We start from the raw sequence: 14,378 nt of genomic DNA on the forward strand, positions 1-14,378 counted from the left end.
AAAAACAGCATGCATCTGGCGCAGCCTCACTTGGGCGGATAGCGTCTACCCATGATCGACAAGCTGGAATTCTTCATCGCGCTGGCCAGGGAGGAGCATTTCGGCCGGGCGGCGGAGGTGTGCGGCGTCACCCAGCCGACGCTTTCGGCCGGCATCAAGCAGCTGGAGGGCCAGCTCGGCGTGATGCTGGTTCTGCGCGGCTCGCGCTTCCAGGGGCTGACGCCGGAGGGAGAACAGGTGCTGGCGTGGGCGCGCCGCATCGTCGGCGATACCCGCACCATGCGCGAGGAGATGCGGGCGGCGCGTCACGGCCTTTCGGGGCGCATCCGCATCGCCGCCATCCCGACGGCGCTGGCCATGGTGGCGCGGCTGACGACACCTTTCCGGGCAAGACATCCCGGCGTCACCTTCTCGGTGCTGTCGCGCACCTCGATCGAGGTGCTGTCGCTGCTCGGCAATTTCGACATCGACGCCGGCATCACCTATCTCGACAACGAGCCGCTGGGGCGGGTGACCAGCGTGCCGCTCTATGACGAGCGCTATCAACTGATCACCGCGATCGGAAACCCCTATTCCGACCGCGACAAAGTGACATGGGCGGAGCTCAGCCAGCTGCCGCTCTGCCTGTTGACGCCGGACATGCAGAACCGCCGCATCATCGACCAGCATTTGGCCGAAGCCGGCACGCAGGTGCGGCCGACACTCGAATCCAATTCGATGATCGTGCTGTTCTCGCATATCCGCACCGGCAAATGGTCGTCGATCATGCCGCTCAACCTCTCGGAAACATTCGGCTTTTCAGAGCCGATCCGGGCCATTCCGATCGTCGAGCCGGACGCCAGCCACACCGTCGGGCTGGTGGCGACGCTGCGCGAGCCGCACACCCCGCTGGTCTCGGCGCTGCTGGACGAGGCGATGGCGCTGGCAGACGATTTCCGCGCGCGCCACTGAGCTAGAGATTGCAGGCTGGACGGCATCGATAGAAGATTTCTATCGAGCAACGGATCAGCTTTATTGATTTAGCGGGTTTCCTTCGATTTCCTAAACACTTAGCGGATTACTACGACCAGGGAGGGCGCTGCATGATCATGCAGCCTGCAAGTACCGAGATCGCGTCGCGCACGGCGGCGATCGTCCAGGAGCTGAAGGGCCTCGAAGGCCCGCTGTTGCCGATCCTGCACGGCATCCAGGAAGAGTTCGGCCATGTGCCGCACGACGCGCTGCCTGTCATCGCCGAGGCGTTGAACATCTCCAAGGCAGAGGTGCACGGCGTCGTCACCTTCTACCACGATTACCGCAGCCGCCCGGCCGGCCGGCATGTGCTGAAGCTCTGCCAGGCTGAAGCCTGCCAGTCGATGGGCTCGGAGGCGATTGCCGCCAAGCTCAAGCAATTGCTTGGCATCGGCTTCCATGAGACGGCCCGCGACGGTTCGGTGACGCTGGAGCCGGTCTATTGCCTCGGCCTTTGCGCCTGCGCGCCATCGGCGATGCTGGATGGCGAGGTGATCGGCCGGCTCGATGACGAAAAGCTCGACGAGATCGTTGCCGAGGTGCGCTCATGACCCCGCGCATTTACATTCCCGGCGATTCCGGCGCGCTGGCGCTCGGCGCGGAAAAGGTCGCCAAGGCGATTGAGAAGGAACTGGCCGATCGCGGCATCGAGGCCAAGATCGTGCGCAACGGTTCGCGCGGCGCCTATTTCCTCGAGCCGATGGTCGAGGTAGCGACAGACAATGGCCGCGTCGCCTATGGGCCGGTGAAGCCGTCCGAGGTCAAAAGCCTGTTCGACTGCGGCTTCCTTACCGGCGGTCACCACAAACGCTGGCTGGGCGCGCCCGACAAGATCCCGTTCCTGGCCAGGCAGACGAGGCTGACCTTCGCGCGCTGTGGCGTCATCAATCCGCTGTCGCTCGATCATTACAGAGCGCATGGCGGGCTGAAGGGCCTGCAGAACGCCGTGGCTATGGCGCCGGCCGACATCGTCAAGCAGGTGACCGAGTCCGGCCTGCGCGGTCGCGGTGGCGCCGGCTTCCCGACCGGCATCAAATGGAAGACGGTGCTCGATACGACCGCCGACAAAAAGTACATCGTCTGCAATGCCGACGAGGGCGACAGCGCCACCTTTGCCGACCGCATGATCATGGAGGGCGACCCCTTCGTGCTGATCGAAGGCATGGCGATCGCCGGCATCGCCACCGGCGCACGCAAGGGCTTTGTCTATATCCGCTCGGAATATCCGTATGCGGTGGCAATGATGCAAAAGGCGGTCGAGATCGCCCGCAAGGCCGGCCTGCTCGGTCTCAACGTGCTGGGCTCGCCCAATGCCTTCGACATGGAGATCCGCGTCGGCGCCGGCGCCTATGTCTGCGGCGAGGAAACCTCGCTGCTCAACAGCCTCGAAGGCAAGCGCGGCGTCGTTCGCGCCAAGCCGCCACTGCCGGCCATCCAGGGCCTGTTCGGCAAGCCGACGGTGATCAACAACGTCATTTCGCTGGCCTCGGTGCCCATCATCATGGACAAGGGTGCTGCCTTCTACAAGGATTTCGGCATGGGCCGCTCGCGCGGCACCATTCCGATCCAGATCGCCGGCAATGTCAGACATGGCGGCCTGTTCGAGGCCGCGTTCGGCATGACGCTTGGCGAGATCGTCGACGACATCGGCGGCGGCACGGCGACTGGGCGGCCGGTCAAGGCGGTGCAGGTCGGCGGGCCGCTCGGCGCTTATTTTCCGCGCAGCCTGTTCGACACGCGGTTCGACTACGAAGCCTTCGCCGCCAAGGACGGGCTGATCGGCCATGCCGGCATCACCGTGTTCGACGACACCGCCGACATGTTGAAGCAGGCACGCTTTGCCATGGAGTTTTGCGCCGTCGAGAGCTGCGGCAAGTGCACGCCCTGCCGCATCGGCTCGACACGCGGCGTCGAGACCATCGACAAGATCGCCAGGGGTATAGAGCCGGAAAAGCAGATCGAGCTGGTGACAGACCTCTGCAATACGATGAAGTTCGGTTCGCTCTGCGCGCTGGGTGGCTTCACACCCTATCCGGTGATGAGCGCAATCAACCACTTCCGCGAAGATTTCAAGCCGGCGCCAGTCGCCGAAGCAGCAGAATAGGAGTCTCGTCATGGGTCTCGTTAAGGAAATCGACTACGGCACGCCGGCCTCGACATCCGAGAAGCAGGTGACGCTGACGGTCGATGGCTTCACCGTCACCGTGCCGGAAGGCACATCGATCATGCGCGCCTCGATGGAGGCGGGCATTGCCATTCCAAAACTCTGCGCCACCGACATGGTCGACGCCTTCGGCTCCTGCCGGCTCTGCCTGGTCGAGATCGACGGCCGCAGCGGCACGCCCTCCTCCTGCACGACGCCGGTGGCGCCGGGCATGGTAGTGCACACCCAGACCGGTCGGCTGAAGGACATTCGCCGCGGCGTGATGGAGCTCTACATTTCCGACCATCCGCTCGACTGCCTGACCTGTGCGGCCAATGGCGACTGCGAATTGCAGACGCAGGCGGGCGTCGTTGGCCTGCGCGATGTGCGCTACGGTTATGAGGGCGACAACCACGTTTTCAAGAAGAACGACGGCGCAGAAAACTTCAAATGGATGGCGAAGGACGAGTCCAACCCGTACTTCACCTATGATCCGTCGAAGTGCATCGTCTGCTCGCGCTGCGTGCGCGCCTGCGAGGAGGTGCAAGGCACTTTCGCGCTGACCATCGAGGGCCGCGGCTTCGAAAGCCGCGTGTCGCCCGGCATGCACCAGCTCTTCATCGACAGCGAGTGCGTGTCCTGCGGCGCCTGCGTGCAGGCTTGCCCGACGGCGACGCTCTCCGAGAAATCGGTGATCAAGATCGGCCAACCGGAGCATTCGGTCGTCACCACCTGCGCCTATTGCGGCGTCGGCTGCTCGTTCAAGGCCGAAATGCGCGGCGACGAGCTGGTGCGCATGGTGCCCTACAAGGACGGCAAGGCCAACCGTGGCCATAGCTGCGTCAAGGGCCGTTTTGCCTACGGCTACTCGACCCACAAGGAGCGCATCCTCAATCCGATGATCCGTGAAAAGGTCACCGATCCATGGCGCGAGGTGTCGTGGGAAGAAGCGCTGACCTACACCGCCAACGAGTTCCGCCGAATCCAGTACCAGTATGGCCGCACTTCGATCGGCGGAATCACCTCGTCGCGCTGCACGAATGAGGAAACCTATCTGGTGCAGAAGCTGATCCGCCAGGGTTTCCGCAACAACAATGTCGATACCTGCGCCCGCGTCTGTCATTCGCCGACCGGCTATGGGCTTGGCCAGACTTTCGGCACTTCGGCCGGCACGCAGGATTTCGATTCGATCGAGCAGACCGACGTGGTGATGATCATCGGCGCCAATCCGACCGACGCACATCCGGTGTTTGCGTCGCGCATGAAGAAGCGGTTGCGCAAGGGCGCCAGGCTGATCGTGCTCGACCCGCGCCGCACCGACATCGTGCGCTCGGCACACATCGAGGCGCAGCATCATCTGCCGCTGAAGCCGGGCACCAATGTCGCCGTGGTCACCGCGCTTGCCCATGTCATCGTCACCGAACGCCTGTTCGACGAAGCCTTCATCCGCGAGCGCTGCGACTGGGACGAGTTCCAGGATTGGGCGTCATTCGTGGCGCTGCCGGAAAACAGCCCTGAGGTGGTCGGCCAGCTTGCCAATGTCGATCCTGAAGCGATCCGCAGCGCCGCACGGCTGTTTGCCACCGGCGGCAATGGCGCGATCTATTACGGCCTCGGCGTGACCGAGCACAGCCAGGGCTCGACGACCGTCATCGCCATCGCCAATCTCGCCATGGCGACCGGCAATATCGGCCGGCCGGGCGTCGGCGTGAACCCGCTGCGCGGCCAGAACAATGTCCAGGGCTCCTGCGACATGGGCTCGTTCCCGCACGAGCTGCCCGGCTATCGCCACGTCTCCGGCGATGCGGTGCGCGACATCTATGAGAGCCTGTGGGGCGTCAAGCTCGACGACGAGCCCGGCCTGCGCATCCCCAACATGCTGGACGCCGCTGTCGACGGCTCGTTCAAGGGCCTCTATGTGCAAGGCGAGGACATTTTGCAGTCCGATCCCGATACCAAGCATGTCGCCGCAGGCCTTGCGGCGATGGAATGCGTCGTCGTGCACGATCTCTTCCTCAACGAGACCGCCAACTACGCACATGTCTTCCTGCCCGGCTCGTCTTTCCTCGAGAAGGACGGCACCTTCACCAATGCCGAACGCCGCATCAACCGCGTGCGCAAGGTGATGGCGCCGAAGAACGGGCTGGCCGACTGGGAAGTGACGCAGAAGCTCGCGCAGGCGATGGGGCTTGCCTGGAATTACCAGCATCCGTCCGAAATCATGGATGAGATCGCCAGGACGACGCCGAGCTTCGCCAAGGTCTCCTACGATTATCTGGAAAAGATGGGCTCGGTGCAGTGGCCGTGCAACGAGCAGGCGCCGGAAGGCACCCCGATCATGCATACCAGCGGCTTCGTGCGCGGCAAGGGCAAGTTCATCCGCACCGAATATGTGGCGACCGACGAGAGGACGGGACCGCGCTTCCCGCTGCTGCTGACAACCGGCCGCATCCTGTCGCAGTACAACGTCGGCGCGCAGACCAGGCGCACCGACAATGTCATGTGGCACAGCGAGGATCGGCTCGAGATCCACCCGCATGACGCCGAAAACCGCGGTCTGCGCGACGGCGACTGGGTCCGCCTGACCAGCCGCTCCGGCGAGACGACGCTGCGCGCGCTGATCACCGACAAGGTGTCGCCTGGCGTGGTCTATACGACGTTCCACCACCCCGACACCCAGGCCAACGTCATCACCACCGACTTCTCCGACTGGGCGACCAACTGTCCGGAATACAAGGTGACGGCGGTGCAGGTCGGCGCGTCCAACGGGCCATCGGAATGGCAGCGCGACTATGACGAGCAGGCCCGCAACAGCCGTCGCATCGCGACCTTGGAAGCAGCGGAGTAACCGTGCCGAGGCATTCGACCGAAAGCGCTTCAATCTTGACGGTTGGTCGACCCCCACTCCGTCGAGCTTCGTTCGACACCTCTCCCCCGATCGACGGGGGAGAGGAAAGCGCGCGAACTCCAGGCTCCCTTCCTCTCCCTCCGGAGGGGGGAGAGGTGGCGCTGCGAAGCAGCGACGGAGTGGGGGATGGCCTGGGGGAGCAACTGCCAATTGGAGCAAGAAACCTTCGACGCTTCCTAAGTAAAATGGCCGGCAGGCCAGAGGGGGGTGCCGCGTGATGCCCAAACGTTGCGGTACCACCCAGATCTCCCGCCTCGCCCACCGCGCCGGCGGCAGTGCGGCCGCCAACCGGATGGTGCCGGAAGAGACGCCGGTGGCGTTCTCCTTCGCCGGCACCACTCACGCAGTGATGATGGCAAGTCCGGCCGATTTCGAGGATTTTGCGCTCGGCTTCTCGCTGACCGAAGGAATTGTCGCCGACGGCCGGGAAATCGAGACGATCGAGGTTGAGGATCACGGCGCCGGCATCGACATCCAGATCAGGCTGAAGGACCAGGCCAATACGCGCTTCGCGGCGCGGCGCCGACGGCTGGCCGGTCCGGTCGGCTGCGGGCTGTGCGGCATCGAGTCGATCGAGGAGGCGATGCGCTCGGTCGAGGCGGTCGGTTCGTCAAGACTTACGCTTGACACCGACGACATCGTCAGTTCGGTCAGGCTTTTGTCGAAAGCGCAGCCGCTGCATGCCGAGACCGGTGCGGTCCATGCCGCCGGTTTTTATATCCCAGGCAAGGGCGTCGTCATGGCGCGCGAGGATGTCGGCCGCCACAATGCGCTCGACAAGCTGGCCGGGGGGCTCGCCAAAGCCGGCATCGATGGCACCTCGGGAGCCGTCGTGGTGACGTCGCGCGTCTCGGTCGAAATGGTGCAGAAGACGGCGGCGATCGGTGCTGCGTTCATCATTGCCGTTTCGGCGCCGACGGCACTTGCCATCCGCACCGCCGGGGATGCCGGCATGACGCTGGTGGCTTTGGTGCGCGGCGATGATTTCGATATTTTCACCCACCCAGAGCGGGTGGCTTGCGGAGTTGCCAAGCATGTCACATGACGAAGGCCACATCATGAGCACCAGCGAAAAGCTGGTCCGCATGGCCAACCAGATTGCCGCCTTTTTTCACTCCAAGCCGCGCCAGGAAGGCATTGCCGGCGTCGCCGAGCACATCAACAAATTCTGGGAGCCGAGGATGCGGCGACAGTTGTTCGAAATGCTGGACAAAGGTGGCGAAGGCTTCAACGAGCTTGTTATCGCAGCCGCGCCCAGGATCAAGCGACCGGCCGCAGCGGAAGCAGCGGGCTTCGGCGCCGATGCCGGGCGCGTCGCTCCAGGCGGCAAAGGCGCTGGAGCCAGTGAATCGAATGCCGGGATCGCCGCTTCGCAGAAGTAGGCCCCGCAGAAGGCGCTACCCGTGCGCCACCATCACATGGCGGACCGCGGTATAATCCTCCAGCGCATAGAGCGACATGTCCTTTCCGTAGCCGGACTGCTTCAGCCCGCCATGCGGCATCTCGTTGGTCAGCATGAAGTGGGTATTGATCCAGGTGCAGCCGTACTGAAGCCGCGCGGCCGTCGCCATGGCACGCGAGACATCCTTTGTCCACACCGAGGACGCAAGGCCATAGTCGCTGTCATTGGCCCAGTTCACCGCCTCGTCGACCTCGGAAAAGCGGGTGACGGAGACTACCGGCCCGAACACTTCGCGGCGCACGATCTCGTCTTCCTGCAGCGCGCCGGCGACGACGGTCGGCTGGTAGAAGAAGCCGGAGCCCTCGCCTGGCTTGCCGCCGGTGGTGATCTCGATATGCTTCAGCTCCGAGGCGCGCTCGACGAAGCTCGAGACGCGGTCGCGCTGGCGGCGTGAGATCAACGGCCCGATCTCGTTTTCGGTGTCGTCGGGGCGGTTGTACTTGATGGTCGAGACGGCAGAGGAAAGATCGGCGACGAGCTTGTCGTAAATCTTCCTGCCGGCATAGATGCGGCAGGCGGCGGTGCAGTCCTGGCCGGCATTGTAATAGCCGAAGGCGCGCAGGCCGTTGACCACCGCGCCGAGATCGGCGTCGTCGAAGACGATGACCGGAGCCTTGCCGCCGAGCTCCAGATGCGTGCGCTTGACCGACTTGGCAGCGGCCTGCAGCACCTTCTTGCCGGTGGCGACATCGCCGGTGATAGAGATCATGTTGATTTTCGGGTGGTTGATCAGCGTGTTGCCGACACTGTCGCCTTTGCCGAGCACGACGTTGACGACGCCCTCGGGCAGGATCTCGGCAAGGATTTTTGCCAGCTTCAGCGCCGTCAGCGGCGTCTGCTCGGACGGCTTGAAGACGACCGTATTGCCGCCGGCAATCGCTGGCGCCAGCTTCCAGGCCATCATCATCAGCGGATAGTTCCACGGCGCGATCGAGGCGACGACGCCGATGGCATCGCGGCGGACCATCGAAGTGTGGCCGGGGATGTATTCACCGGCGACCTGGCCGGGCATCGAGCGGACAGCGCCGGCAAAGAAACGGTAGCAGTCGACGATCGCCGGGATTTCGTCGTTGAGCACGGCATTGATCGGCTTGCCGCAATTGAGTGCCTCAAGGGCAGCGAAATCTTGTGCCGCGGCCTCGATGCGATCGGCGATCTTCAGGAGATAGACGGAGCGCTGCGCCGGCGTGGTACGCGACCAGGTGACGAAGGCGTTCTCCGCCGCCAGCACCGCGGCCTCGATCTGCGCCTGGCTGGCTTCAGGCAGGTTGAGGATAGTCGCCCCGGTCTTTGGATTGAGGATCGGCTCCTCGGTCTCGGTGCCCTTCTCGAATTTAGAGCCGATCAGCATCTTTGTGTCCATGGCAGTCTCTCCCTTATGGATTCTTGACGTCATTTGCCCGAACCGGCGATCTGGTCGCCGTCGCGGGTCAGGTAATAGGCGACGAGGATGGGCAGCAGCGTCAGCAGCACGACGACCATGGCCACGACGTTGGTGACCGGGCGCTGGCGCGGACGGATCAGCTCTTCCAGCATCCAGATCGGCAGCGTCTGCTGCTGGCCGGCGGTGAAGGTGGTGACGATGACCTCGTCGAACGACAGCGCGAAAGCGAGCATGCCGCCGGCAAGCAGCGCGGTGGCGATGTTGGGCAGCACGACATGGCGAAACGTCTGGAAGCCGTCGGCGCCGAGGTCCATCGACGCCTCGATCATCGAGCCGGAGGTGCGGCGAAAGCGGGCGACGGCGTTGTTGTAGACGACGACGACGCAGAAGGTGGCGTGGCCGAGCACGATCGTCCAGAACGAGAACGGAATCTCGGCCAGCGAAAAGGCCGAACGCAGCGCGATGCCGGTGATGATGCCGGGCAGCGCGATCGGCAGGATGACCAGCAGCGAGATGGTTTCGCGGCCAAAGAACCGGGTTCGCGAAACGGCGGCCGCGCAGAGCGTGCCGAGGACCAGGGCGACGAGTGTTGAGATAGCGGCGACGCGGACCGACAGCGACAGCGCTTGCCACACGTCCGGGCGGTTCCAGGTGACGGCGAACCATTGCGTGGTCAGCCCCGGCGGCGGCCAGACGAAGCTCCTTTCCTCGGTCGTAAAGGCATAGATGAAGATCAGGAAGATCGGCAGATGCAGGAACAGCAGGCCGCCAGCGGCGGCGATCTTCAGGCCGAGAGGAGCGGACGGTGAACCATCAGAGCGCATCGAAGGCCCCCATGCGCTTGGCGCCCCAGAGGTAGAAACCCATGATGACGATCGGCACCACGGTGAAGGCGGCGGCGAGCGGGATGTTGCCGGCGGTGCCCTGCTGCGAATAGACGGCCTGGCCGATGAACAGCCGCGAGGTGCCAATGATCTGCGGGATGATGTAGTCGCCGAGCGTCAGCGAGAAGGTGAAGATCGAGCCGGCGACGATGCCCGGCAGCGCCAGCGGGAACAGCACGTTGCGGAAGGTCTGGCCGGGCGAGGCGCCGAGATCGGACGAGGCCTCGACCAGATTGCCCGGCACGCGCTCGAGCGCCGCCTGCACCGGCAGGATCATGAACGGCAGCCAGACGTAGACGAAGACGATGAAGGTGCCGGTGGACGATACCGAGAGCGAGTTGCCGCCGACGACCGGCAGTGACAGCCAGCCATCGAGCAGCCATAGCAGATGCAGCTTGGCGAGCAGCCAGGTGAGAATGCCTTCCTTGGCGAGAATGAGCTTCCAGGCGTAGATCTTGACCAGATAGCTCGACCACAGCGGCAGCATCACGCCGAGATAGAACAGCGCCTTCCAGCGACCGCGCGCATAGCGCGCCGCGTAATAGGCGATGGGAAAGGCGATGATCGCCGAGGCGAACGTGACCAGGGCCGCCATCGTCACCGTGCGCAGGATGATGTCGAGATTGGCGGCCTGCAGCAGGTCGCCATAGGTCTTCAACGTGAACTGCCGGTTGATGAGGCCGGAGAATTCGTCGATCGAGAAAAAACTCTGCAGGAGCAGCGCGAACAGCGAGCCGACATAGACGATGCCGAGCCACAGCACCGGCGGCAGCAGCATCAACAGCAGCAGCAGTTTTGGCTTGCGCCAGAACAGATCGGAGAGGGCGCCAAGCATGCCTCCGGTGCCGGGGAGCACGGCTGGGGCGGGATTGGAGTCGAGTGAGGCGAGTGTCATGACGCCGCTCTGTCTTGGCCGAGGATATATGAGAGGCCGCGATCCTTCGCGCCCCCCTCTGTCCTGCCGGACATCTCCCCCTCTAGGGGGGAGATTGGCTGTCCCTTCCGGTTTCGCCAATCTTCAGCGTGGCAGAGTTGACGAGACCGAGAAACTGCCAATCTCCCCCCTTGAGGGGGAGATGTCCGGCAGGACAGAGGGGGGTGCACCGCGCAAACCTTCATCATCCCGGCTCGTCCATCAGATGCAAATGCTCGCGGTTGAAGGTGAGCACGAGCGCCTCGCCTTCCCTGGGCAATGTCGCACCGGCCGGCACGATCGCATGCAATCTCAACCCGTCGGCATCGAGCGCCAGTCTGGTCGTGGCGCCGAGATAATTGGTCGAGACGAGACGAGCGGCAACGCCGTCGCCCTTGGCGGCACGGCCGATGCGAATGGACTCAGGGCGCAGGCTGCCCCAGCGATGCTGGCCGGAATAGCGCTGGACAAAATCCGGCGGCAGCACATTGGACGAGCCGACGAAATCGGCGACGAAGCGCGTCTTCGGCCGCTGGTAGATGTCCTCCGGCGTGCCGATCTGCATGACCTTGCCGTCGTTGAAGACGGCGACGCGGTCGGCCATCGAAAGGGCCTCGCCCTGGTCGTGGGTGACGAAGACGAAGGTGATGCCGAGCGCCTTCTGCAGCGACTTGAGCTCCTCCTGTATGTTCTCGCGCAGCTTGAGGTCGAGCGCGCCAAGCGGCTCGTCGAGCAGAAGCACCTTCGGCTGGTTGACCAGCGCGCGGGCGAGCGCGACGCGCTGGCGCTGGCCGCCGGAAAGCTGGCTCGGGCGGCGGGCGCCGTAGCCGGGAAGCCGGACCAGCGACAATGCTTCCTCCGCCGCCTTCCGCCGCTCCAGCTTGCCGACGCCCTTGACCATCAGCCCGTAGGCGACGTTGTCGATCACGTTGAGATGCGGAAACAGCGCGTAGTCCTGAAACACGGTGTTGACGTTGCGGCGATAGGGCGGAACGCCTTCGGCGCGTTCGCCGAAAATGGAGATCGAGCCCGATGTCGGCTGCTCGAAGCCGGCGATCAGCCGCAGGCAGGTCGTCTTGCCGGAACCCGAAGGTCCAAGCATGGCGAAGAACTCGCCCGGCACGATCTCGAGATCGACCATGTCGACGGCGCGCACGCTGCCGAAATGGCGCGAGACTTTTTGGAAGGAAACGGCTGATGTCATGGGCTGTCAGTCTTGTTGCCGGTTCGATGTGGTGACATCGCCGGCACCGCCACGGATAGCGGGCGGGGCCAGCGGCCTGCGTGGCGCCCTACCTCCCCCTTGTGGGGAGGTCGCGGCGAAGCCGCGGGTGGGGTCATTTGGCAGGAACTGCCGAGTACCTCCCACCCCGACGCTGCGCGTCGACCCTCCCCACAAGGGGGAGGGTAAGGGAACTCACCGTCCGCCGATGACGCCGATATAGTCCGACACCCAGCGATAGTAAGGCACGCACTGGTCCTGGGTGGCGCATTTCGACACCGGCGTCTTCCAGAACTTGATCTTTTCGAAATTGTCGTAGCCGTTGGTCTTGCAGCCTTCGTCGCCGAGCAATTCGTTGCCCTTGCAGGCAGCCGGCACCACCGGCAGCGAACCGAACCAGGCGGAGACATCGCCCTGCACTTTCGGCGACAGCGAGTGCTCCATCCACATATAGGCGCAGTTCGGGTGGGCTGCGTCGGCTGCCAGCATGGTCGTGTCGGCCCAGCCGGTGACGCCTTCCTGGGGAATGGTCGAAGCGACCGGCTTCTTGGCGGCAACCAGCGTGTTGACCTGATAGGGCCATGAACCGGAGGCAACGACGCCTTCGTTCTGGAAATCGTCGACCTGGATGGCGGCGTCATGCCAGTAGCGTCCGACCAGCGTGCGCTGGACGCGCAGCAGATCGAGGGCGGCCTTGTACTGATCTTCGGTTAGCTCGTAGGGATCCTTGATGCCGAGCTCCGGCTTGTGAGACATCAGATAGTTGGCAGCATCGGCGATGTGGATCGGCCCGTCATAAGCCTGGACGCGGCCCTTGTTCGACTTGCCGTCGGGCAAGGACATCTCCTCGAAGACGACGTTCCAGCTCTTCGGCGCTTCCTTGAACACCTCGGTGTTGTACATCAGCACATTCGGTCCCCACTGGTAGGGAACGCCATAGTGGACGCCGCCGACCGTGAACCACGGCGCATCCCTGAGCCGGTCGTCGACCGTGTTCCAGCTCGGGATGAGATCGGTGTTGATCGGCTGGACCCGCTTGCCGGCGACGAGGCGCAGCGAAGCGTCGCCCGAGGCGGTAACGAGGTCGAAGCCGCCCTCGTTCATCAGCGCGACCATCTCGTCGGAGGTGTTGGCGGTCTTGATATTGACCTTGCAGCCTGTGTTCTTCTCGAAAGACGTGACCCAATCATAGTTCTTGTCGGTTTCGCCGCGTTCGATGTAGCCGGGCCAGGCGACAATGTTGACCTGGCCTTCGCCCTTGCCGAGTTCCTTAACCTGGGCGATCGCCTGGCCGGAGAAGGCCAGCGCGACCGTCAATGCAGTGCACGACTTCAGGAATGAGTTCATCGTCGATCTCCCATCTGAGGGGCCGCACTCTCGCGGCGGCTTTGGTCCCTGATTGTCAAAGTGCTGTGAAATTTCCGGTTTCGCAAATCCATTTGTCAGAAAGGCGATATCGGTTTTTCCGATAGATCAGCGGCCGTTCTTGTCCGGCCGCTGACGAACCATGCGCTGCGACTGGGCAAGCCCGATGAAGTCGCGCGCGGCCTGCGGCAGGCCGGAGCCGCGCCGCCAGACCGTGCCGACCTGGACAACCGGCAACGAGCCCGAAATATCGCGCGATTCGATGCGGTCGCCTTCCAGCGACCATGGCCGGTAGACGAGGTCCGGCAGCAGCGCCACGCCGGCGCCGGTGGCGACGAGGCTGCGCACCGCTTCGACCGAGCGGGTGCGGAAGGCGACATGCGGCTTTGCGGCGATCGCCGCCAGCAGTTTTCCGGTATTCTCTTCGATCTCGTCGACGGTCAGCATGATCAGCGGCTCAGAGGCGATATCGCCAATACCGATGATGTCGGCGCCGGCCAGCGGATGGCCAAGCGGCAGCCATAGCCGATAGGGTGAGACTTCGAGAATTTCCGATTGCAGGGCGGTGCGGTCGCGCAGGTTCGAGGTGACCATGACGGCGATGTCGAGCTTGCCGCCGATCAGCAGATGTTCGAGGTAGTCGCCATTGTCCTCGATGGCCGAGATCTCGACGCCCGGATAGGCGCGGCGATAGCGGGCGAGGAGGTCGGACAGCACATAGCCGGCGACCAGCGAGGTGACGCCGAGTTGCAGCCGGCCGCCAGCCGCCGCTTGCTCGCCGGAGAAGGCGCGGCGCGCATCGGAAACATCGGCAAGGATCTTTGTCGCGTGGCGCAGGAACTGGTGGCCCTTGTGGGTGATGTTGAGGCCGCGCGGATGGCGCTCGAACAGTTCGACGCCGAGATCGCCTTCGAGTTCCTTGATCGCCTCGGTGACCGACGATTGCGAGATCGACAGGTTTTGGGCGGCGCCTGACACTGTGCCTTGCTCGGCGACGGCGATGAAGAACTGCAATTGGCGGATGGTGAAGGCCATCGCCGGACTAAACACGGCCGAGGCGGCGCTGGGAAGTGGGTGACCTACAAC

12 protein-coding genes are annotated in these 14,378 nt (G+C 64.0%); 6 read left to right on the top strand and 6 right to left on the bottom strand.

From position 1 onward, the window contains the following. The first annotated feature begins 51 nt into the window (after positions 1-51). The 6 genes from JG739_RS00565 (at position 52) to JG739_RS00590 (ending at position 7,444) form a co-directional block, all read left to right on the top strand. Positions 52-951: a LysR family transcriptional regulator gene (locus JG739_RS00565; protein ID WP_202364788.1), complete on the top strand. Its 900-nt coding sequence runs from the start codon at positions 52-54 to the stop codon at positions 949-951. Positions 952-1,082: 131 nt separating this feature from the next. Continuing rightward, positions 1,083-1,562, top strand: coding sequence for a formate dehydrogenase subunit gamma (locus JG739_RS00570; RefSeq protein ID WP_202364789.1), 480 nt, complete (start codon positions 1,083-1,085; stop codon positions 1,560-1,562). Continuing rightward, complete coding sequence (locus JG739_RS00575; protein ID WP_202364790.1) at positions 1,559-3,115, top strand: formate dehydrogenase beta subunit; 1,557 nt, start codon at positions 1,559-1,561, stop codon at positions 3,113-3,115. Before JG739_RS00570 ends, JG739_RS00575 begins: the two co-directional genes overlap by 4 nt. A gap of 10 nt (positions 3,116-3,125) precedes the next feature. Next, complete coding sequence (gene fdhF / locus JG739_RS00580) at positions 3,126-6,002, top strand: formate dehydrogenase subunit alpha (protein WP_202364791.1); 2,877 nt, start codon at positions 3,126-3,128, stop codon at positions 6,000-6,002. A gap of 277 nt (positions 6,003-6,279) precedes the next feature. Continuing rightward, the gene (gene fdhD / locus JG739_RS00585; protein ID WP_202367282.1) at positions 6,280-7,107 is read left to right on the top strand and encodes a formate dehydrogenase accessory sulfurtransferase FdhD; all 828 of its coding nucleotides are present in this window, start codon (positions 6,280-6,282) and stop codon (positions 7,105-7,107) included. Beyond that, on the top strand, positions 7,097-7,444 hold the full coding sequence (locus JG739_RS00590; RefSeq protein WP_202364792.1) for a formate dehydrogenase subunit delta: 348 nt from the start codon (positions 7,097-7,099) through the stop codon (positions 7,442-7,444). The genes fdhD and JG739_RS00590 overlap by 11 nt, the downstream gene beginning before the upstream one ends. Positions 7,445-7,459: 15 nt before the next feature. Here the strand turns inward: JG739_RS00590 and JG739_RS00595 are convergent, their stop codons facing one another. The 6 genes from JG739_RS00595 to JG739_RS00620 form a co-directional block, all read right to left on the bottom strand. After that, on the bottom strand, positions 7,460-8,887 hold the full coding sequence (locus JG739_RS00595) for a gamma-aminobutyraldehyde dehydrogenase (protein WP_202364793.1): 1,428 nt from the start codon (positions 8,885-8,887) through the stop codon (positions 7,460-7,462). Positions 8,888-8,916: 29 nt separating this feature from the next. Continuing rightward, the gene (locus JG739_RS00600) at positions 8,917-9,732 is read right to left on the bottom strand and encodes an ABC transporter permease (RefSeq protein WP_202364794.1); all 816 of its coding nucleotides are present in this window, start codon (positions 9,730-9,732) and stop codon (positions 8,917-8,919) included. After that, positions 9,722-10,687, bottom strand: a complete 966-nt coding sequence (locus JG739_RS00605; protein ID WP_202364795.1) for an ABC transporter permease — start codon at positions 10,685-10,687, stop codon at positions 9,722-9,724. Before JG739_RS00605 ends, JG739_RS00600 begins: the two co-directional genes overlap by 11 nt. A 223-nt stretch (positions 10,688-10,910) precedes the next feature. Continuing rightward, on the bottom strand, positions 10,911-11,909 hold the full coding sequence (locus JG739_RS00610; protein ID WP_202364796.1) for an ABC transporter ATP-binding protein: 999 nt from the start codon (positions 11,907-11,909) through the stop codon (positions 10,911-10,913). A gap of 213 nt (positions 11,910-12,122) precedes the next feature. Next, complete coding sequence (locus JG739_RS00615; protein ID WP_202364797.1) at positions 12,123-13,274, bottom strand: ABC transporter substrate-binding protein; 1,152 nt, start codon at positions 13,272-13,274, stop codon at positions 12,123-12,125. A 126-nt stretch (positions 13,275-13,400) separates the two neighbouring features. Then, positions 13,401-14,327 (bottom strand): LysR substrate-binding domain-containing protein, encoded by a 927-nt coding sequence (locus JG739_RS00620; RefSeq protein ID WP_202364798.1) that lies wholly within the window; start codon positions 14,325-14,327, stop codon positions 13,401-13,403. Positions 14,328-14,378 lie beyond the last annotated feature (51 nt).

It is taken from the genome of Mesorhizobium sp. L-2-11 (assembly GCF_016756595.1).
Lineage (GTDB): Bacteria > Pseudomonadota > Alphaproteobacteria > Rhizobiales > Rhizobiaceae > Mesorhizobium.